Origin of the sequence: Bacteroides celer, from assembly GCF_002632415.2 — a bacterium.
Classification (GTDB): domain Bacteria; phylum Bacteroidota; class Bacteroidia; order Bacteroidales; family Bacteroidaceae; genus Bacteroides.
The window spans coordinates 1,759,730-1,781,631 of sequence record NZ_CP178209.1 but is presented as its reverse complement, the minus strand read 5'-3'; the positions used below and the strand labels follow the sequence as shown (position 1 = coordinate 1,781,631).

General features: G+C 40.1%; 19 protein-coding genes and 2 pseudogenes. 13 read left to right on the top strand and 8 right to left on the bottom strand.

The window, feature by feature from the left end:
• Positions 1-5 precede the first annotated feature (5 nt).
• The 5 genes from CJF29_RS06800 to CJF29_RS06780 all read left to right on the top strand — a co-directional run bounded on the left by CJF29_RS06800 (position 6) and on the right by CJF29_RS06780 (position 4,716).
• The gene (locus tag CJF29_RS06800; RefSeq protein WP_099146151.1) at positions 6-1,256 is read left to right on the top strand and encodes a phage integrase SAM-like domain-containing protein; all 1,251 of its coding nucleotides are present in this window, start codon (positions 6-8) and stop codon (positions 1,254-1,256) included.
• Between the two features lie 67 nt (positions 1,257-1,323).
• Entirely contained in the window at positions 1,324-2,160 is an 837-nt protein-coding gene (locus CJF29_RS06795; RefSeq protein WP_099146150.1) for a hypothetical protein, read from the top strand.
• Positions 2,161-2,448: 288 nt separating this feature from the next.
• Entirely contained in the window at positions 2,449-2,847 is a 399-nt protein-coding gene (locus CJF29_RS06790) for a plasmid mobilization protein (RefSeq protein ID WP_099146149.1), read from the top strand.
• Between the two features lie 350 nt (positions 2,848-3,197).
• Positions 3,198-4,082 carry a hypothetical protein gene (locus tag CJF29_RS06785; RefSeq protein ID WP_255299325.1) on the top strand — a complete coding sequence of 295 codons (885 nt, stop codon included), beginning with the start codon at positions 3,198-3,200 and terminating at the stop codon, positions 4,080-4,082.
• A 16-nt stretch (positions 4,083-4,098) separates the two neighbouring features.
• Positions 4,099-4,716 carry a hypothetical protein gene (locus tag CJF29_RS06780; RefSeq protein WP_099146147.1) on the top strand — a complete coding sequence of 206 codons (618 nt, stop codon included), beginning with the start codon at positions 4,099-4,101 and terminating at the stop codon, positions 4,714-4,716.
• A gap of 127 nt (positions 4,717-4,843) precedes the next feature.
• Here CJF29_RS06780 and CJF29_RS06775 read toward each other — a convergent pair whose 3' ends face one another.
• From CJF29_RS06775 to CJF29_RS06740, 8 genes are all read right to left on the bottom strand, one after another.
• A complete protein-coding gene (locus CJF29_RS06775) occupies positions 4,844-5,944 on the bottom strand; it encodes a PGN_0703 family putative restriction endonuclease (RefSeq protein WP_413544531.1) in 1,101 nt (366 codons plus the stop codon).
• A gap of 105 nt (positions 5,945-6,049) precedes the next feature.
• Complete coding sequence (locus CJF29_RS06770) at positions 6,050-7,306, bottom strand: hypothetical protein (protein ID WP_099146146.1); 1,257 nt, start codon at positions 7,304-7,306, stop codon at positions 6,050-6,052.
• 1 nt (position 7,307) lies between these two features.
• Entirely contained in the window at positions 7,308-8,318 is a 1,011-nt protein-coding gene (locus CJF29_RS06765) for a hypothetical protein (RefSeq protein ID WP_099146145.1), read from the bottom strand.
• A gap of 32 nt (positions 8,319-8,350) precedes the next feature.
• Complete coding sequence (locus CJF29_RS06760) at positions 8,351-10,720, bottom strand: restriction endonuclease (RefSeq protein ID WP_099146144.1); 2,370 nt, start codon at positions 10,718-10,720, stop codon at positions 8,351-8,353.
• Positions 10,721-10,723: 3 nt separating this feature from the next.
• Positions 10,724-12,769 (bottom strand): hypothetical protein, encoded by a 2,046-nt coding sequence (locus CJF29_RS06755; RefSeq protein WP_099146143.1) that lies wholly within the window; start codon positions 12,767-12,769, stop codon positions 10,724-10,726.
• Positions 12,766-13,815, bottom strand: a complete 1,050-nt coding sequence (locus tag CJF29_RS06750) for a DNA cytosine methyltransferase (protein WP_044074951.1) — start codon at positions 13,813-13,815, stop codon at positions 12,766-12,768. Before CJF29_RS06750 ends, CJF29_RS06755 begins: the two co-directional genes overlap by 4 nt.
• Entirely contained in the window at positions 13,812-14,570 is a 759-nt protein-coding gene (locus tag CJF29_RS06745) for a DNA-methyltransferase (protein WP_176553107.1), read from the bottom strand. The genes CJF29_RS06750 and CJF29_RS06745 overlap by 4 nt, the downstream gene beginning before the upstream one ends.
• A 3-nt stretch (positions 14,571-14,573) precedes the next feature.
• Positions 14,574-14,777 (bottom strand): helix-turn-helix transcriptional regulator, encoded by a 204-nt coding sequence (locus tag CJF29_RS06740; protein ID WP_044074979.1) that lies wholly within the window; start codon positions 14,775-14,777, stop codon positions 14,574-14,576.
• A gap of 375 nt (positions 14,778-15,152) precedes the next feature.
• On the opposite strand from CJF29_RS06740, the pseudogene CJF29_RS06735 reads away from it, so the two are divergent.
• The 8 genes and pseudogenes from CJF29_RS06735 to CJF29_RS06700 form a co-directional block, all read left to right on the top strand.
• Positions 15,153-15,257 (top strand): annotated as a pseudogene (locus CJF29_RS06735) (DUF4134 family protein); the annotation flags it as partial.
• 16 nt (positions 15,258-15,273) lie between these two features.
• Positions 15,274-15,564: a DUF4133 domain-containing protein gene (locus tag CJF29_RS06730; protein WP_099146142.1), complete on the top strand. Its 291-nt coding sequence runs from the start codon at positions 15,274-15,276 to the stop codon at positions 15,562-15,564.
• 61 nt (positions 15,565-15,625) lie between these two features.
• Positions 15,626-17,239, top strand: coding sequence for a hypothetical protein (locus CJF29_RS06725; protein WP_255299323.1), 1,614 nt, complete (start codon positions 15,626-15,628; stop codon positions 17,237-17,239).
• 17 nt (positions 17,240-17,256) lie between these two features.
• Positions 17,257-17,748 (top strand): hypothetical protein, encoded by a 492-nt coding sequence (locus tag CJF29_RS06720; protein WP_099146141.1) that lies wholly within the window; start codon positions 17,257-17,259, stop codon positions 17,746-17,748.
• A 2-nt stretch (positions 17,749-17,750) separates the two neighbouring features.
• Positions 17,751-18,146 carry a hypothetical protein gene (locus CJF29_RS06715; protein WP_099146140.1) on the top strand — a complete coding sequence of 132 codons (396 nt, stop codon included), beginning with the start codon at positions 17,751-17,753 and terminating at the stop codon, positions 18,144-18,146.
• An 18-nt stretch (positions 18,147-18,164) separates the two neighbouring features.
• Positions 18,165-19,535: pseudogene (locus CJF29_RS06710) on the top strand (conjugal transfer protein TraG); the annotation flags it as partial.
• A 247-nt stretch (positions 19,536-19,782) separates the two neighbouring features.
• Positions 19,783-20,649: a helix-turn-helix domain-containing protein gene (locus CJF29_RS06705; RefSeq protein WP_099146138.1), complete on the top strand. Its 867-nt coding sequence runs from the start codon at positions 19,783-19,785 to the stop codon at positions 20,647-20,649.
• 129 nt (positions 20,650-20,778) lie between these two features.
• Positions 20,779-21,885, top strand: coding sequence for a site-specific integrase (locus tag CJF29_RS06700; RefSeq protein WP_099146137.1), 1,107 nt, complete (start codon positions 20,779-20,781; stop codon positions 21,883-21,885).
• Positions 21,886-21,902 lie beyond the last annotated feature (17 nt).

Genomic DNA, 21,902 nt, shown 5'->3' with positions numbered 1-21,902 from the left:
TATCAATGAGAGTTACCGCTTACATACGTCAGAAAGATACATCGAAGAACGACCTCGACAGCCGTGCTTCGGTGTACTTCCGTGTCCGTGACAAAGGGCTTGATATCAAGTGCGCGAGCGAACTTCAGATCAATCCCAATCACTGGAGCCAAGACCGACAGGGCTACAAGAGCCGTGTCAATCTTGTGGATGACGATACCAGAAACCTCTTTGACTCACAGGTCAAGGAGATTACAGGTATCATAACCAGGGAATACTATATCGGAGCAAACTCCGACTGGCTCAGACGACTGATATTTGCCTATCACCACCCCAATGCCTATGCTATGGGCAATGGCATGGTCATAAGCAAATCCTTTGTCATCTGGGCAGAGAGATACCTTCAGAACAAGCATTTTGCCAAGCATCAGGAGTGTAACACCCGATGCCTGATTGACAAGGTTACTCGTTTTGAGGATGAACACAAACACCCGATGAACATTGACAGCATGACTGCCGATGATCTTCGTGCGTTTGCGGATTTCCTGTCTTCTGACTATGATATATCAATGAATACCATCGTCACCAACATGACCTTGATGCGTACCGTCTGCAACTGGGTTCGCAAGCAAGGCATAACCACGAATGACCCATTCTTTGGCTATGAAATGCCCAAGGCTCTCTATGGCACTCCATATTTCCTGACCATTCAGGAACGTGACCAAGTTCTGGATGCAGACCTGACGGATGATGCAGAACTTGCTGAATATCGTGATATGTTCGTGTTTCAGTGTATGGTCGGATGCCGTCATAGTGATCTTGTGACCTTCACCCCCAAGAACATTATTGACGGAATTCTGGAATATATCCCCATCAAGACCAAGGGCAAGTCAGGTGACGTTGTAAGGGTTCCTCTTATCCCCAAGGCTATGGCTATCCTTGATGGCCATGACCATGGTGATGATGAACCAATCTTCCCCAAGCATTATAACTTCAAGTTCAACGATGCTATCCGTAGAATCTTGAAGCGTGCCAAGGTAAATCGTGTTGTCACTGTGATTAACCCTAAGACACGGCTTGAAGAGAAGAAGCCAATCTCTGATGTGGCTACATCTCATCTTGCACGAAGGACTTTTATCGGTAATCTTTACCGCATGGTCAAAGACCCTGATTTGGTTGCTTCGATGTCTGGTCATGCCAAAGGCAGCGTTGCTTTTGCCCGATACCGAGTCATTGATGATGACATGAAGAAATCCCTGGTTGAACTTATCCAGTGATGTTCTTCTTTTTGATGGCATATTTCTTTTCCCTTTATTCGGTTACATTTCAATAATATCATAGACTATGGACGATAAAAAGTTACATCGTTGCTTCACTTTCTCTGAAGAGCAGTTGAAGCATCTTCGAAGCAAGAAGTACAAGATTGACCGTATGGAATGCTTCATGTCGCTTGTGGATCTTGCCGAGCCAGTTGCAAAACTTGTGCAAATCAGCAAGACCAAGCAAGTTGAAATCTTGGCAGGTCAGGTTATGGTTGACAATACCCAACTTGCCAAACTCTGGGATAAAGACCGCAAGACGGTTCCCAAGCTGTTGGATGCTATGGAGGCTGTGGGCATTTTCTCTTCACAGGAAGTGGAAGATAACCGCATCTACACCCTTCATTGTCTCTCAGGTTGGTACGTTGATGCCAAGTTCGTATCGAATCACTTTGCCCTAAAGCGCAACAATGACAGCACAGCAATCATCCATGCGGAAGTTCCTGCCTCAAAGGTCATCATCACCGAGGATCCTGATGACAAGAAGAACAAGGAAGGTTCTGCTTCGGGCAGTGACAAATCCAAGGACTCTGCCGAGGGCAACAATCCTCAGACAACTGGCAATGTGTCGCACCAATCACCACAATCTAATGATAGTGGCAATGTGGGTAAGTCTGGAGCAGATGGCAACAAGTCACCATCACCTCCTGTAAACAATTCCCATCAGTCTGCTGACAGCACTTCGCCCCAAGGTGAAGCCGATGGCAAGCAGAATGAAGGGAAGGTGAATGAGCAGACACCTTCACAGCAGGGAGGACAGCAGCCAGGCACCCATCCACAACAGCCTAACGGCAATCATGGTCAGGCTTACAACGGCTATCAGAAGCCTAACGGCTACTACAACCAGAACGGCAACAAGTAGCCTTCTGAGGACTCAGGAATGCGACCTGCACCGTCAAACCATCCCAAAGGACGTTTGCCGATACAGGACGGCACGGCAAGCCGAAACGACCTTATAAGCCCTGACGGGAACTTAGCAGGTAAAAGGACCGATTTTTAAGAGGTACTTTTCGAGAAATCCTTTTGTACTACATTATTTGTGACCAAATTTATGCAGTCCTAAAAGTTTCTCGGGCTACTCGCAGGCTCGCAGACCTATGTCCTTCTTTTTAACTGATTTATATTCATCCCTTTATTCATTTTCATAGTCATGGCTAAGAAAAAGAAGATTATCAAGAAGACACCCACAAGGGTGCATTCCTTCCGCTGTACCGATAAGGACTGGAAGGAGCTGAAAAGACTCGCTAAGGAATGTGGTATCAGCATCGGCAAGTATCTCGTTGAGACTGGCAAGAAGCATCACCCACGTCAGCGACTCACTCCAGAAGAGAGTAAAGCCCTCAATTCTCTGACTGAGGCAAGAACCGACTTGATAAAAGTCCGCAGTAAACTGCATGATGCCACACCCGAGGAAAAGCAGAAGATGTTCAGGTCTGCCAAGTTCATGAAGTGGTGGATTGAAGCCGTTGAACGACTTATCAAACACTGGTATAGCATCGAAGAGAACCTTACATCTCCTGTACTGACCAAAGTTCAAGAAGACAAATGATCATACTCGCTAAAGCCGTAGCCTATGGCGGCAATGCCGCAAGGTACGCAATGGAGAAGGAGGATGCAACCGTGGTCAAGGTGAACCACATGCCTGACTATCTCGATGCCACCGAAATCTGGTATCGGATGAAGCATCACTGCCAGTTGCATCAACAGGACAGGACTGTTGGGCGAAAGTTGGAACGCTTCATGACCACGTTTGTACTCTCCCCATCCAAGGAAGAGTCTGAGAACTACACCTTGGATGACTGGGCAAACCTCGCTGATGAAGGTTTGGATGCTTTGGATTCAGTCGGACTTTTACCCAAGGGTTTCAAGGAAAAGGTCAAGACCAATTTCCGCAATTCTATGAGTGTTGCAGCCTTGCATCGGGATTCCAAGTCTGGAACCCTGCACCTGCATCTTGACTGTTGCCGTGTGGATAATGACGGCAAGACCAATGATGTTCACGATGTTCACATCAGGGCAATCAAGGCTGCGGAGATTATCAATGCAAGGCATGGCTGGGAGCAACCTCAGGAGGTTCGTGATATGCGTAAGGATGAGATTGCGGAGTTTTGCGAATATACCCTTCAGAAGATGGATAGTTTCGACATTGACCGATACTTCAATCTGCTTCGCATGAAGGGTTATGAGGTCAAGCCCAAGTATGACAATACTAATGGCAAACTTGTGGGCTATACCATCGGCAAAAATGCCTCAGTATTCAAGGCTTCTGCCATCGGTCGAAGATTCATGGTATCACAGCTTGAAGCCACTTGGAAGAAGATGCATCCTAAGCCTACTCAGGTTAAGATGAAGCCAGTTTCACCTTCCGCAACTCCGGCTCGCCCTGCTCGTCCTGTTGCTCAGACAACGAAACCTACCCAGTCCAATTCTAAACCATTGCCAGTTGCTACCAAGACCGCTTTCAGTTTCAATGTTGGCGGTGAAACGAAGAGAATCTATATTCCGAACACGGTCAAGGACATCTTCCTCAATGAGGTTCAGGCTCCTGACTCTGATATGACTGCATCAAGAGAGGACATTTCTCATGTTGGCATGCTTCTCTTCCTTGATATGATTGATGCAGCAACTACCGTGTCCGAATCTTGTGGCGGTGGTGGTTCTGCTCCTTCCTCTGGTTGGGGCAAGGATGATGACGAAGACGAACGTGAGAGGGCTCGCAGATGCCTCCAGATGGCTCATACAATGTGCAAGCCACCGCAGAGAAGACGTACATTCCACCGTTAAACAAATCCCCATATCAATGAGAAGAACAAGCAATATAGAAGAGTTCATCGATGATGACGAGCAGAAGCCCGACTTCGATGACATGATGAGCGAAGTCCAGGAAGAGATTGAAGAGCATGATGCCGAGGATGCTGTTGTCAGTCGTGCACCCGAACTTAGGCAGTTGAGCGAGAACATTGACAAAGCGACCAACACTTGGATCAATGCTACTCTTCAACTGGAGTCTGCCATCCGTAAGTACAATGCGGCTCAGACAGTCTTGGTCAATTCGGTTGACACCATCAAAGGCAAGGTTGACACCATCAACACCCACATCGACAATGTTCTGGACAATGCGCCTACCAAGTTGCAGGTTTCAGTCAGAGTCAAAGATGAAGACTGGCAGAAGATTCAGGAAATGCACACCAAGCAGCAACAATGGATGACGGCTGCGATGCAGAAGCATATCCGTGAGGTCAATGATATGTTCTATGAAGAGCGCAAAAGGGTTCAGGAGAGGTACAAGGAATATGATGGAATGTATCTCGGTCATTACGTTCAATACTTCTTCTTGACTTTCTTCATCCTTGGTTTTGTTATTTTCGGTTTGGGAATCTTCCTGATGCTCGACAGCCACTACCACTGGATGAAGTAATCTAATGTTCCCAATATGACTTGTGGGATTCATTTTGGGAACAACAAACCCACTGACAATCGGCATTTCTGCTGAAAATCAGTGGGTCTGCTTATTCAGTTGTCAATCTTGAAAAGATGATTGTTTATTAAAATCTCTCTCCATAGTACACTTTGCAATACCATTGGATCCACTCCTTCAGATTGGTGTCTATTGCAGCTGCATGGACAAGTTTATCAGACGTAAAGCTGTTAAACTTTGGAGAATGGTCTGTCAGGATAGAGAACTCTTTCATAGAACTATCCAGAAAGTGATTGTCAGGATGATGAACAACCGAAAACGAGACAGACCTATATGCGCCACTCTTTTCCAGAGCCATCGCCAAAAGCTGATTTCTCCAGAGCTGATTCATGCCACCACGGAACGGACACCCCTTACCGTCAAATGCGCCAGAAAAGAACTTGGCTGCACCATCGCGCATGATATTCCAGTAGTTGTATTTGCTCACGCGGTGATAGTAGCAAAGTCCAGGATTATCTAATATCTCTACTATTGAGCATTTACGGCAATGGTCTTTTCCCTCTTCATTATTCCCTTTACTTTTATATGCGCCACATGTAGTAAACTCTTGTTCTGTCAACTTATGTTCAATCAACCAAAGACACAATTCATCCTTAGTGTTGTAATAGGCAATGGCTACATCGCTATCTGTTCCTGCCTGTTTTGAGTGATCGCCTAAGAGTCCTTTGGAATTTTCATCTACTGAATCCCAGAACTCGAAGCGATAGCCATGGTAAAGCTGATCCTTTGCCACGTGCTTAAAGTCCTTCGGACATGCTTCCAAAGACATGAGTATCTGATCGGCCTCAGGACTCTCCATAATAGGCACGAACAGATTCACACATGCTGTCTGGGAACTCGCCACATGTTTGTTTGCAAATATGTGAGGCTTATACTTGTAGATGCTCTTTTGAATTTCCGATACAGTGGCATTGATTCCTGAATAGAGCATAGCAGGCAATTCTCTCTCCCAATAATTTTCAGGTAAGAACTCCTTGTATTCTATACCTTTATAATTCCCGCACTCTTTGGTTATGTTCTGTTCTTTGTATGAAACGAGGTTCGCATAAACCATAGCCTTAAACTCTTCGTATGACTTCATTCTACTTCCTGTTTTTAGGTATTCTTGGTACTGCAATTCCCTTGTTTCTTTTGAATTCTCTATAGGTTCAATTCTCAGTTTTCTCATAGGTATAATGTGTTATTGCAATTTATTGCAACGCGGATAATCTACATTTAACCGATGTTTAGTAACTCCGATTGCAACATTTATAACTCATGATTGTCAATCTTGTTAGGATGAAATACTTTGTTTTAGAAGGCGTTCAAATGCCTCATCTATAAGATGGCGATTCTCAATAGCTTCTATTGCATATTTCCCTTCATCCTTATAAATTACTACTTGTGTGATGGCTTCTCTTGCAAATTGATACCATATTGCAGTATTTATTGCGAAGGGTGAACCCTGATATGCTGCAACTTTTCCTATGTTTCCTGCCACTGCTACAGAATAAGCCGCAAAACACATTTTTGACTTCTTCTGAGCATTCTTTACACGAACATAGTCTCTTTCAAAAAGTGGTTGAGAAGGGTCGTTTTTTTCCTTGATGGCCAAGAAGTAATAAATATTGATGACAACATCAATTACAAGTCGGCATGTTGACATAGTTGCAAGGTGTCTCAAATCATAGCCTTTTTCGTACATGTATGTCACAAGTTCACCTATGGTTCTATCCTTCTCTCCAAAACTACCAACTTTAAGCATTCTCAAAACTGATGTGCCAGGAATAGGAATACCTTGCTTCGTAAACACATCTGATATTATATGCCCAAGCCATAAGACGGGCGCATAGAAGAGTTTTTTTACATCAGCAGGTGCAACTTTATCAATCCGAAGCACTCCATTTTTGTCTATATATGAAAATGTTCCGCAGACTATATCTTTGACACCCCAAATCAATCCCAAAATGCTTGGATCATGTCCCAAACTATAGACGCGATGGTTTTTCGGGTACATGCCAGGGATATTCTCTTTTATGGAAGGATCATAGTTGACGTGGAACCATTTTTCCAATGTCTGTATCCACTTTGCCTCTTTCCCATCTTTTGTCGTTCCAATTTTTCTAAAAAGCTCTGTTAATGGACTACCTTCATGGTGGACTTTTTCACCATTAAGTTTAATATCCATATCCTTTGGCACTTTAACTATCAAGAAGTCAATCAGAACTGCCAATCCTCCTACTATACAAGCTATTAGTATATCTACCTTGTTTAGGTCTAAAGCCTTGTCTGAATCGGTCTTGTTAGACATAGAAAACAAAGCTTCGTCAATTTCCGAGTTAATTTGTTGAATGTCATCAATAGACAGATCAAGATTTGAAGTATCTTGACCTGTCTTTTCCAACAAAGCCTTAACTCTATCTGTAAGGGACTGCAACTTATCTTTGTCCTCTTGTGTGCTATTTTGTAGTTCCGAAGACAGTTCTTTCATAGAAGAAACATCTTCCTGAATTATTGCAATCTTATCTGATAGATTATGAAAATCATCCATGTTATGCGTTCTTTACAAGTTTTTCCAGAATTTCAATACTCTCTTCGAGATTTTTGATTTTCTTCTTGTTGTTAGCTGAATCAGTTTTTAACTTAATTATTTCTGCTTTTAACTGAGAAATCTCTTTGTTGATATTGAGAAGTATTTGTTGGAAATACATTGTGTCTTTTTGAATTGCCAACACAATCTCCTTCAAAACCACTTGTAGTTTAGCAGCTTCTGACAAAACGGCATTAGAACCCAGAGAGGCAATTGAAACACCTACAGCAGTACCTGCACTTGCACCAAGAAGCGAACCTCCTCCAACAAGTACAGCTATTCCACCTGCCATACCAAAGCCACCTGCAGCAACAGCACCACCACCAAGAGCAGCAAGACCCGCAGAAATAGCAGCAGCACCAGATAGTCCTTCTGCAGCAAAGTATGCAATTATTTCATATTGGAATGTCACTATTGCAATAAGAATAACAATAATTCCTATACCTGCACCCATAGCTACTTTAGTCCAATAGCCAGACAACTTTTTAACAGCTGAAGAGTGAGCATCCTCAAAGATTTTTATGTATTTCTTATCAATCTGAAGGTTATCGGCAATCTTTTCTAACGTTTCTTTTCTGCCCTTTTTGTCGATGCTTAATCCTTTAAACGGCTTATATGCTTCTTTGTTGTCACTTAATGGGTAATATGGAGAATATAGGACGCATTCTAAGAATACCATATATTTCCATACCTTGTTTTGAGCATTTTGATCCAGTTGCTTTATTTTTGCCGACAAATCGTAATAACTCAATTTGGTTTGGGAAGATTTTCCTCCATATGTTTTAAGATAGTCCTCAATAGATCTATCCCATGTGTCTAACCATAATTGTTTCTGTCCTTTTTTGTTCGAACCAATAAAAGGATTTTTCTGCCCTTCAACAAGAACATCATTTGAAGTCAACTTTCTTTGTAAAGCAAAGAGAACTTCACTTTGTTCGGCTGTTAAACCGAATACAGAAAACTTGTCTTTCATATATGTATTTTAGTCAATTTTAATAAGATGAATTATTTTCTGAATTTGATAAGTTCACGTCCTGAAATGTAGATTGGTCTGCCCTCTGCATATTTTTTAGGCAGTTTCTTGTCTTTCTCGGTTTCTTGTTTGTATTGTTCCTTATCAAATTCGATGATGCTTGTGACATCAAATTCACCCAAAGAAATCTCTTCATCAAAGAAATAACAGAAATACGAATCATGATGTGGGTCAATATAGCCTGTATCAATCATTTGCTGTTTATGCATTTCACCAGTATTCTTTACTCGGAAAGCATAGCGAATACCTTCACTCTCTTTGCCAAACTCATAAAGCAGAACGAATTTCGCATGTTTAATGTTGTCACGACTCTTGACTACACCGCCATGCTCATCCTTGCCAAGACGGACATTGTAAGCATCATCACGCTTTTTCCCCTTCCTACTGAACACCCAGTTGAGTTGATCAAAACCTTTGAAACCACCAACAAGAATTGGTGTGTCTTGATAGTTTTCGAGATAATGCATAGTCAAGAACTGCTTTGGTATCTCGACATGTGGACGAGGTTCTACAATAGGCATAACATCTTCTGGAAGCGATTTAGGATCAACACCCAGAGGGCATTTTGCTACATAGAAATCTTGTCTTAACTGATGTAGAATAGCATCATTCTCATTTAAGATACGCTGTCTGACGGCATCATCTTTTTCTGCTTCAGGTTTACGCAAAGCAAGTGAGAAGTATTGTTGGCTGCTACCTTCTCTATCTTCAAATGGATGATACAGTTTACCCAATACTGATTGGAAATTCTGCTTGATGTATGTTTCTGGCTCTACGTCTGCATGTGCAGTCATAGCATAGAACTCAAAATTCACCTTCAGCATTTCTTGAATTTCCTTACGGAACATGTTTCTTACTTTATTTCGCCATGCGACTTTTGCTGCGTGTTTATCACGACCATAAAGAGCGATGACAAACAAGAAGTTTACATCATAATGAGCCAACAAGAAGGTATCACGGTCAAAGAGACGGTTTTCAAATTGACGGCTCAAATGATATGGTTTCTTGTCTGTCGCAAGATGAATGTCATCTTTCGGAACAAGTTCTTCCTGACTGGCACTTATAAAGAAGTTCGGTATCACATTGTAACCTTCAGTCAAGTCATCCCTCAGTTTTACATGACCGTTCTGATCCTCAGGTTTGCCATCATTGAACAAATCGAGATTCCACTGAATCACATTCTTTGCGTATGTGAATTGCTTATATATACTCTCGCTACCCAATTGATGACCTCTCTTGTAGTATTTTGAATCACCAATATAATAGATATTTTCTTCCCTATCATTATTGGTAAGTTCTTGATACTGATACATGTGGTCAACACGTTTGCCATCTTCTTGGTCAAGCAATTCCTTTGGCAACCTTTGGTCACCTGCAATCAATTCATCAATAATTGATTCAAATACAACATGGAAACTCTTGACCAGGAGATATTCTCTTTGGTCAATATTTAAGTTGATTTGGTATGGATGTTCAAAGAAAGCGTAGCACAAATCCCAAAGTTCAAGAGCCTTATCAGAGAAGTACTTATACTTTATCTGTTTAAGTCTTGTCTTACCATATCCGTTGATATAACGCTCGAACTTTTTCCCTCTAATCAGTTCAAAGTTCACGTTTATCTTAACAGGGAACCCATAGGTTTCCTTCATGTGCTGAAGAATGCTGAAGAATATGATTAGCAACTCTTCATCAAAATTCACCTGCTTTTTCTTGTTTACAGGATTTAGGTATGCCACATCTTGTCTGCCCAAACTGATACTTGATGCAGACAATAATGCTTGCGACTTTGAGATAGTGCGAGTCCAGTTGATTTTATTATAACCAGAGTGGATGTTCTTTACAGTGAACATCACAAAGCTTTCGTTATCTTTGTTCCATTGTTGGAGTGCAAGAAGCACATCAAGGAAGGTATTCGATTTCCTTCTTTTAGAATGCCCCATCATAGGTGCTTGCCTATGAAGAACTATTGAAGGGTCAGTCTTCGTCTTTCCTCTACGGTCATCATATTCATGCTCTTTGAATACGCTGATTGCCCTATAAATCCAGACCGACAAGTTATAAATAAACTGATGCTCTTCAGGCTTTAATTCTTTGCAGTCATCTATATTGATGATACTTAGGGGGTCAATATGTCCGAATATCTTTTCTTTGCCGTCAACCTTCTCCAACAGCACTTTTGGCAAAATGAACACACAATCTTGCACATCAGGATCTGGATTGAAATAGTAACCTACATAACTGAGGCTTACCTTTCCGTTCACATCCTGAAGTACATCCAACCCTTTGAGTACATTTTTTACGTTCTCATAGGGGTATTGGTATTCTTCAATTAGAATATGCATCTATTATTCTGTTGGCTGAGGAGTTGCAGACTCTTGTTCGACAGGTTGAGTATTTTGCTCTGATTCATCCTTTTGTGGTTGTAAGGCAGATACATTTGCATCTCCTACCACATTGATAAGGAATTGTTTCACCGCAGAGGAATTTGGCGCAATTTCGCCATTCTTCTCTTGGTAGAAATCATCAAACGATGGCTCACCACTTGATTCTGTAACCTTAAATATCGAGTTGTCATTATCTTTGAAGACATCATTCCAAAGATAGAAAATCACTTTGCTCACAAAGAGTTTTTCATCAATGCATGTTGTATTGTTCTTTGCCTTGCAGAAGTAATAACCAAGTTTTTTGTCATCAGAACTTGTTGCAGTAGCTATCTTTTTGTTGATTTCCTGTATGAACTTCCACCAATCGCAAGAATAGTCTGCGCCCTGAATCGTCCAGCCTTTCTTTCCATCTGTAATCTTGACATAATCCCATGCCCAACGACGCTTGAAAGCAGAGTCGATTGGGAACAAACTCTGGTCACTTGTATTCATGGTTGCCCAGATGTAAAGATTTGGAGGTAACAATAATACACGTCCCTCCTGTATATCTTTTGATAATGATGCGCCATAGTTGCTTGTATAGTCTTCGACAACTCCTTCTACATCAATGTCTTTTGACAACTTGTAAGGATTCTCAGACTCGCCATCCTTCTCTTCCTTAAATGCCTTCTCAATCTCTTTTTGCAAATCTGTATCTGCATCTATCGGGTAAGTTGAAAAGTCATTTTCATCATTACGGTCGAGTAACTGAAAGAGGTCACCAAAAATCTGGGCACAGTTACCACGGTTAATCTCTTCGATAACAAGGAATTGAGGTTCTGCGCTTTCTCCTGCTTCTGCGTACTTCTTCCAAGCACCAAGATAAGCCTTCAAGAATGCTTGCTTAACAAATTTGTACGAAATTCTCTTCTCCTTAAGCGTTCCATTGTTTTGGTCAAAACTTGCGCCATTGTTTAGCACGACTGGTACTACCCGAACATCAGCTTCTTCCATAACAGGCTTATATGCACCAACAAAAGTTGAGTAGTCGCTATCAGGATGGAAAGTTGTACGAATGACTGACTTACCTGCTGTCTCTTTCTTTATGCCATGAGATTTACCAGTGCCAGGGGCTCCGTATGTAATTTGCTGAAGAGGCAGTTGCTTGTCATCATTATCGGTATCCTCTTCTTTTGGTGCGCTTTCTACATTGTTGTCAACTTTTATATCTCGGATGCTTAACGAGGTTGATATAATGTCAGAATACTCTTTTACATTAAAATCATTATCCGCATTGATGGTCACTAATGATTTCTTGAAATTTAACCATGGAACAAGATTTTCCCTAAGCATACTGTTCAGTATTCTTGTAGGTCCAACGATTTCGTCAGACTCCAAAGACACTTCATTACCAGTAATCAGACTCTTATAAATGCCCTCTGTTTGGAAATAGAGGTCATCCTCTCCATGCCTGAGTTTGAAGAGATTATTCTCAATGCAGATATTTAAGAAGATACTGATGCGCTGCTCAATCTTATTGTCCAATTGTTTGTCCTGTAACCATGCTAAAAGTGTAGCCTTTACAGCTTCCTCAGAATCAGAATTTAGCATCAAGTCGAGAGTCATGATGTTACTTGCGAAGTCTATCTTTTTGGGGTATCTGATTCCGCCAGTGCGTTCCTTGGTCATCGACAAGGATGTGTTCTCAAAACTGATACGTCCAAAGGCAAACATTAAAGTTAGCCCAACATATAAGGATTCTATTTGACTTGTCAGAAGAGGATTGTCATCAATTTTCTCAATGACCTCAGAATTGTTTAAGTAATGCTGTATGAAGGATTTATACTCTTGCTTCAACACAATCTTACCATCTTTGCTTTCGGCATAAACGATTGAAGATTTCTTCTTGTTTGCCAAGTAGAGCAAATATGTTAATGAGACAACTTTTCTGAGATTGCCAAGTGAGGATTTTATCCCTGTCAGGGAATTAATTGCGTCTCTTTGAGTAAATTCTTTAGGATTTATCATAACTCATTGTTTTTAATTACGTTTGCTATTGCCTTTGCCAATAATGGAGGAACTGCATTTCCAACCTCTTTCATCTGGATTGTTTTAGAACCATAAAAGATGAAATCGTCAGGGAATGACTGTATTCTTGCAGCTTCTCTTACTGTAAGGCATCTATTCAGAAAAGGATGTGTGAAGCGACCTGAGGATGGAGTGTCGAAGCGAGTTGTAATAGTGGCTGCGACATCATCTTCAAGCAAACGGCAGTATGTTCCGCTGTATATAGATTTTGTCCTTTCCTCTTCTGGTAGCACCTTTCCACCTTCACCAACAGGAACCATAGCCATCCTTCGTAATGCTGTTGCATTGTGTTTGGTGGCAACATGATTATACAAGGTTTTACATTTACCCCTTAATTCTTTTTGATAAGGAGTTGTTGCTTTTTTGTCGTATTTGGAAACTTCTTCACCTTCGCCCGAAGCAATATAAGGAAGGTCATAGATAGCATCCTTAATTGTTGTGCGAACATTAAGAGGCTCTGGTAAGTCTATTTCGATATTACCCAATTGACCTAAAAATACAGCTCTATGTCTATCTTGGGGAACTCCATAGTCCGTAGCTTTAAGAACACCGTATTTCACTTCATAACCCAACTTGTTGAATGCGGCAACGATTTCATCCTTGAAATAGCCATTTGAAGTAGTTATAATCCCTGGCACATTTTCAAGAACGAAATACTTTGGTCTAAATTCTTCTACGAATCTGACATATTGCTGAAACAAGAAATTTCTTGGATCATCAAGACTTAATCGCTTACCCTTTTGTGAGAATCCTTGACAAGGAGGCCCACCTATAATAACATCAATATGCGGATGTTTCGCATGAAGTTCTTTTATATCAATATCTCTAATGTCGCAAGGATAAACATCTGTTTCAGGATGATTCTTTTGATAAGCGGATGCAATATCTTTATCAAATTCAACCGCAAAGGCGACCGAAAAATCTCCTGCCATTCTAAAGCCTTGTGACATACCGCCAACACCTGCAAAAAGGTCACCTATAATCATTTTGTCAATTCGTTTAAGTTAATAATTCTATCGTTAGCAATTTGGTAATACGTTTGATCAAGTTCAATACCAATGTAACGTCTATTATTTAGTGCCGCAGAAACACAAGTTGAACCACTTCCCATAAATGGATCAAGAACAACGTCACCTTCATTGGTCAATGTGGTGATAAGAGTGTTCAATATTGATAGTGGCTTTTGGGTAGGATGCTTGCCGTGCTTTTTTTCAGAAGCAGGGCAAACTGAAGACTCCAGAAAATCATGCAAGACTTCACCATTATTATTGAATGTTCCAGATGTCCCATTGTAGATGAAGTATATCCAACATTCTGTCGAATTGACAAAATGTATATTCATGTTTCTTGGCATTGGATTTGTTTTATGCCATACTCCAGTAGTCTTATAGTAAAAACCGTGTTTTTGGGCAAGTTCTATTATGTCTGCAACTTTGATTACAGACATAAATACGATTAGTGTTCCTTTCTTTTTCAATACACGAGAGCATTGGGAAAGGAACTTGTTCATGTTCATTTTCCATGCTCTGTATTCCATGTTATCCCAACCTGCATAAGCAAATTGGTTGTCTCGCATTTTACCCAAGTTGGTATTGCGATTATGCATAAATAGACCAAGGTTGTATGGTGGATCTGTTATGATGCAGTCTATTGAATTGTCAGGAATTGTCTTCATAACATTAAGACAATCTCCATTCAACAGTTGAGACACGTTGACATCAATGTTTTTCTTTTTAGCCATAACTTATTCTTTTGTAGACCACAATAAGTCTTTAACGTCAACTTCAAGCAATTCAGCAACCTTTTTTAGCGTAGGTAAATCTGGCTGTGAACTGTTGGTACACCATTTTGAAACAGTGGCTGGGTTCTTTCCCAACTCACTCGCCAACCAACTATTAGTCCTTTTCTTTTCGGCAAGGACAACTTTGAGTCTATTTATATCTTCCATTTTACAAGTTATTGCGTTGAACGCAAAATTAATCATTCTTGATTTAATAACGATGAAAATTAAAAATTATTGTGTAATTTCTGTTGAAATTACTATAGAATGCCACTTTTCACAGTCATTTTGCCCAGTAAAAAGGACAATCACATCACTATTCCAACCAGATTGTTGAAACGACAATGAGGTTCATCTTTGCACATTTTACAGCCTCAGGAGCGCACAACAAAATGATAGAAAATGAAAATTTCCGTTCATTTCCGTGTTAAGATATGTTAAGCAGATGTTTTCATTTTGGGGTTTTTGAAATTTTTGTTTCCAGTTTGTTTCTTTTGGTTGTTTTCTCTTTCGGGGAGTATTGATATTCAGCACTTTACAATTCAGGAGCAGATTCTCAAGAAGTCAATCATGATGATTGTCGGTGCTTGTATCTTCCTCGTGGCAGCAGCTCAGGCATTGCCATTGTTCTTTGGTATAGGTGCTTAAACATTAGCGAAAAAGGATGACCGAAGAGCAATATCAAGACTATCCTATGTTCAAGGGACTTCAAAAGCCCCTTGAATTCATGGGAATTCAAGGCCGCTATATCTATTGGGCAGCCGGTGCTATTGGTGGAGCTATTGTCGGTTTCATTCTCGCCTACTGTCTGATTGGATTTGTTGCAGGATTGATAACACTTGTTGCCGCATTGGGAACCGGGGCAGCTTTCATCTTCTTGAAACAGAGGAAGGGACTGCATTCCAAAAAAGAGGACAAAGGTATCTTCATCTACGCACATTCCAAGAAAGTATAAACGTAACAACACAAACACAGTGTACAACACGCAAAACAACAAAATGAATGTCTAATCTTTGATGGGCTTCCCTTTGGATGACAGCAATCAACTGGAATTCATTGGGCAGCCTATCTTTATTTTGAAGCTAATGATTAATTATACTTTAATAGCCATTCTTCTTGTATTGCTTGGAAGTTGTAGCAATTCGGAGAACCAGCATTCTAATATGAAAGCGCAAGCTACAGCTGATATTACTCGTGCACATTGGGAGGAGACACGCAAGCCATTTGTCATAAGCATAGAAAATGGCAAGAGTCAAGAACTGATTTCTGAAATCGGTGTATATGTCGAACTCAACGATGCGACCGATGAAGAAAGAAATGCCTTGAGTGGTGTTAGTTTCAGCAGGACACAGAACGTGTATAAGTCATCCGACAGAACCGCTCTGACCACAGATACTTTGGCTGCTATCCATGCCTGTTATCCATATAGGAAAGGTGTAAAGGCAAATGATATAGTAGCTATGAAAACCCCATTCGGTGATAATCTGTATTGCTTGGAAACAAGTCGTTCCCACGGAAGTTACACTCAGATTCAGATGAAGATGCAAAGTTCCATGGCCAAATTAAGAATCCGAGTTGAAAGCAATGAGGTTCGTGATATTCTCAATAGTCTTCAGATTATTGGTGATGTTGTTTATACGAATGGAACTTATAAGCCATACAGTGGACAATGGGTATCAAAGCTCATGAATGGTGGCATTGTAGCAAAAGATCATAATATTCTTTTGAACAATGGACGAAACCATGATTTCTATCTCATTCCAACCGACGACAAGGGTGTTGTGACGTTTTTCGCCAAAATAAATGAAAGAAATTATGCAGTAAAAACCACCTTGCCTCCATTAGCTGCCGGAAGTCAAACACAACTCATTCTGAAAAAAGGGAAAGACGGTATTACTATCTGTAATAGCTGGGTTGAAAGCGAACGTCCATTAATGGAACCGAAGTATGCAACAGCCATTGATACAGTCAATGTCGGTTACTATTTGCAGAAAGAAGGATTCATTAGTCAGAAAATGGACAGCAATTCCATCGCATTGATTGTAGAAACCGACGGTAAGCATGGAAAAGCCATCTCACTGAATGATGAAATTGGTTATTTCTGTTTTAGCAAGAAACCTTTGACAAGTGGAAAACTATTCCTTACTGTTGATGGTAAGCGAAAAGAAGGTATACTGAATCCATCTAAAGAAGATGGAATTGAAGAAGAAAACACCATCATTTTCAAACCTAAGATGCCCTACACAGAAAAATGTGCATTGGGCTATTTCCAAGGAGAAATGCTGACACATAAACTTCTTACAAGTACAACGTCACTCACAGACTTGCTCTCCACAACTCATGCCAGTATAACCTTGCCAAGAAAGAGTATGTTGGAGGCGGCATTGAAACAACCTGGCAGTTATGTGCCTTCGTTAGCAGAAATGGCAAAATTATACTACAGCTTGCATCCGTTCAATGGGAATCCATTGGCGGCGAAAGGCTTTAAAAGTCCCAGTGGTGAATACCTTACCAGTACGGAGCAGTCGGATAAATCTTTCTATATGATAGACTTTGAACGTGGGATAATCACAGGTGGATTATCAAAACAATACTCAAAACTCCAGTTGAGATTATTTTATTTATTCTAACCTCACAAACAAAAAAAATGAATTTAGTATTAGCGGAAGTATTACGTAGCAATGATGGAATAAGAAGCTCTATCACGACTTTGCCATCAGGTTTTAAAATTGGTGTTCAAATTGACGAAGAAGGTCTTTTCCACTTGAGTTTCTACACACAGGAAGATATTCTTATCATGTCAACGCTCATTGATGTTGACAATAGATTAAAGGAGGTTCTTTGTAAAATCGATGTAAATAATCGAACCAAGATTGAGACAAACATGCTTGGAATCATCAATTATGACCTTCTTTATTTCATTGTTAATGGCAGCTATGAAGACGATGATTTGAATGAAGAACCCAATCGTGCCATTTTCGATGAAAATATCAGAGCCTTGAATCTCAACTATATTAAGAATGCATGGCTTTGTGATTTACAATGTGAATGCTTATATAAAGTGCAGATTGTCGCACGTGAACACACTCAAACATCCCAAAAACCTTCTAACAAGTCAAGACATCCAAACAAGAAATAAATATGAAACCATATATAGCAAGTATTACCATTCCTGGCAAAAGTAAGGCTCATGTTGCCTTAATTCCAAGTACATTTCGTTTGATTGTTCACTCACCAGCTGATAGTGACAAGGTATGTGTAGGTTTTAACGATAAGACAGGAACTCTCATCTATATCACTCTTTATCCGAATACAGACGACAGTAGAGAGTATCTCAGGGATATGTCAGAGGAATATCGCAAACGAATATCAAGAAAACTTTGTGATGAAATTCTCTTTGAAATCACCAAATTGATTACGACTGGTATTAACTGGCATGGCGAACGCATTCCTGTCAGAACCCTTGTTCTCGATGACTGGAGATACCATTGGGAAGACTGTCTTGACACCATCATCCTTGAGGTATTAAAAGACTAAACAGTTAAACGAAAAGGTATGACACTATATGTAATATTATTCTTTTTCGCACTACTGGGAGGCATGGCCATCTCAGTAGCTGCTTTCGGTACAGGAGGCAAGCGCAAGAAAATCTTTCAGGATATCTATTTCTCCGTGGAGGATAACAAAGGCGTGGGTGTCATCTATACTAAGACCGGTGAGTATTCAGCAGTACTGAAGCTGATAAATCCTGTTCAAAAATATTCTGCCAATATTGACAGCTACTATGAATTTACTCATCTGTTTACCGCTCTAGCTCAGACATTGGGCGAAGGCTATGCTATCCATAAGCAGGACATCTTCACCAGAAAGCAGTTCAAGGCTTATGATGACAGTCCAAAGGAATTCCTGTCGGAATCCTACTTCCGCTACTTCACAGGTAGAACCTTTACAGATTGTGTCTGCTATCTAACTATCACTCAGGAAGCCAAGAAAAGTCGATTATTCTCCTATGATCAAAAAAAATGGCGAGACTTCCAAGTAAAAATCCGTAAAGTGCAGGATCAGTTGCGTGATGGTGGTGTGAAAGCGGAATTCTTGAACAAGAAAGAAGCCAACGAGTATGTTGACCGCTACTTTGCGATGAACTTCACTGACAAGACTATTTCCATGAGCAATTTTAAAGTGGATGATGAATGTATTGAAATGGGTGATAAACGCTGTAAGGTGTATAGTATGGTAGATGTAGACTATGCCAATCTGCCAGGCTTGGTTCGACCGTTCTCCAATATTGAGGTAAACAATACCTCCATGCCTGTTGATTTGCTATCCCATATTGACAGTATTCCCGGAGCGGAAACCGTCATCTACAATCAGATGATATTCCTGCCTAATCAAAAAAGAGAGTTGTCATTGTTGGATAAAAAGAAAAATCGTCATGCCAGCATTCCGAATCCATCGAACGAGATGGCAGTAGAAGACATCAAACAGGTTCAGGAAGTCATTGCCAGAGAAAGCAAACAGCTTGTTTACACCCACTATAACTTGGTGGTATGTACCAAGATGGATACCGATATTCAGAAATGCACCAATCATTTGGAAAACCAGTTTGGTCGCATGGGTATCCATATCAGCAAACGGGCTTATAACCAGTTAGAACTTTTTGTCAATTCATTTCCCGGTAACTGCTATGGAATGAGTGAAGACTATGATAGATTCCTAACATTGAGTGATGCAGCCATGTGTTTGCTCTACAAGGAAAATATTCAGCATAGTGAAAACACTCCATTGAAAATCTGTTATACAGATCGTCAAGGTGTACCTGTAGCTATTGACATTACAGGTAAGGAAGGACAAAACAAACTCACGGACAACTCGAATTTTTTCTGTTTGGGACCTTCTGGAAGTGGTAAATCATTCCACATGGATTAAACAGCCTATAAACAGACCTAAATCAAACAAAAATTATGTAGCATAAAGCATTGATTATAAAGCAAAAGCAATTAACATTCGATAATTCTCGCTATTGGCGATTATAGGTGTTTAGGGTAATTTTGTACCGCATTTGGAACATGCCAAGAGGGTCAGAGGGTTCGCAACGCTTGCAACAGCGTGCAACAATTTGCAACATTAGGCACAATCTTTTGGGCAAAAAAACATCAAAAATTTAACATCTATGGTCAATAAAAGAGAAAGTATCAGGCAGAGGCGAAAACGAACAGTGGGCAATAGTGAGGATGAAGTTTATAGTCACGCATTTTTTACTATTGATGAAGTAGCCTTATTACTTAGAGTGAGTAAGAGAACGGTTTATAATCTCATATATACTGGTAAGCTTCGAGCTTCAAAGATAACATATCACATAACAATTATACAAAAAGAAGATTTTCAAAATATGCTAACAGATAACACATACAGCAAACAAGATGCTTCAATCTTCGCAAATAAGATGAAAGCTAAAAAAGAAAAAGAAAATGCTACTATCGCTAAAGTAAAGGATGATACAGTTACCCTTTCTTCAATTCCATCAAACAAAGGGAAGGGAAAATCTAATCCAAAGAAAACCAACACTACAAAATCTCTCAAACCATCATCTGACTATCAGCAATCTGTAAGAGATACTTTTATAGATTCTTGCGATGAAGAAATATACACAATGGCTGAGATATGTAGAAAGTTCAAATATACCTATGGCAGATTCTACAATTTCAGGATGAGATATGAAATTCCATGCGTAAAAGGTCAGAGTACTAAGTGTTTTCCTAAGTCGTTAGTTGACAAGGCTATGAAAGAAGAAGAATCCCGTTTAGGCAAAGATTTATCAGAGCACTGGTATTCATGCTTTGATATCATGCGCATATATGGACTTGGCAAAACTCAGGTAAGAAGATTTGCTCATACACACAATGTACGTATAAAGATAGTACATGGTAATCGCAATTACTATCTTAAAGCTGATTGGGATGCAGCTCGAAAAGCGGCTGAGGCAACAAGTTCAAGCACCAAAGCAAAAAGAGATATAGCCGTGAGAGTACAATTTTAGAGTACAATTTGCCGATATATCTGAAATACAATTAAATACAATCAGATTCTCAAAATAAAAATAAGCGGCTCGAAACAAACTGTATAATTTTGAACTCGAAACAAATATAAAAACGAAACGAATATAGATATGACAAACCTATGTACAAAAGTAACGGTACGCAAGAGACCTATCAGTAAGAATCAATTGTCTCTATATCTTGACTTCTACCCAGAAATAAGAAATCCAAAGACTGGAAAAATGACAAGACGTGAGTATTTGGGAATATACATCTATGAGAATCCAAAAGAGAAATTTGAGATTGAATACAATAAGACTATGCTTAGGAATGCTGAGCTAATCAAATGCCGTCGTATTGAAGCCATTGTTAGTGAAGATTTTGGTTTCTTAGACAGAAGCAAAGGTCGTGAAAGCTTCATCGACTATTTCAAGAAGAAAGCCAGTGAGAGCACCAACAAACGCAATTGGGAAACAGCAATCAAGCACTTTCAGAATTACTGCAATAAGGAGTGTTGTTTCAATGATTTGTCGGTTGAATTCTGTCAAGGATTTCTTACATATATGCTAAATTTAGATACCCAAAATAAAGCCAAGATGATGGCGAGTACAGCCAATAACAACATGAATAAGTTGAAGGCTGTTGTTCGTATGGCTCATGAAGACGGATTAATCAAAGTGAATATTGCGCCCAAACTAACGCACGCTAAAGTAGATAGCAAACCACGTGAATTCCTGACGCTTGAAGAAGCAAAAAGACTGGCTAAAGCACCATGTGGTAACGATGTTATGAAGCGAGCAGGATTATTTTCTTGTTTGACTGGATTAAGAATCAGCGATATTATCTTATTGCAATGGGAGAATGTACAGAAAGCTAGTGATGGAGGTTGGTGCATTATGATTCAAACAAAAAAGACAAAGACCAATTCAGTCCTACCAATATGTGATGAAGCCTTTGAGTTATGCGGAGAACCTGGCGAGGGAAGTGTTTTTCCAGACCTTACACCAAATGTCGTGAGAGCTAATCTTCCAAACTGGCTAAACGCAGCTAAAATAACCAAACATATCACGTTCCATTGTTTCCGCCATACATATGCGACATTGCAGCTGGCAGCAGGAACAGACCTATATACAATTTCAAAGATGCTTACTCATAGCAACATCGGAACAACACAAGTTTATGCTGATGTTGTCAATGAATTGAAACGAGAAGCATCAAACAAGATATCCCTAAAATAGTAATAACATAAACAGAA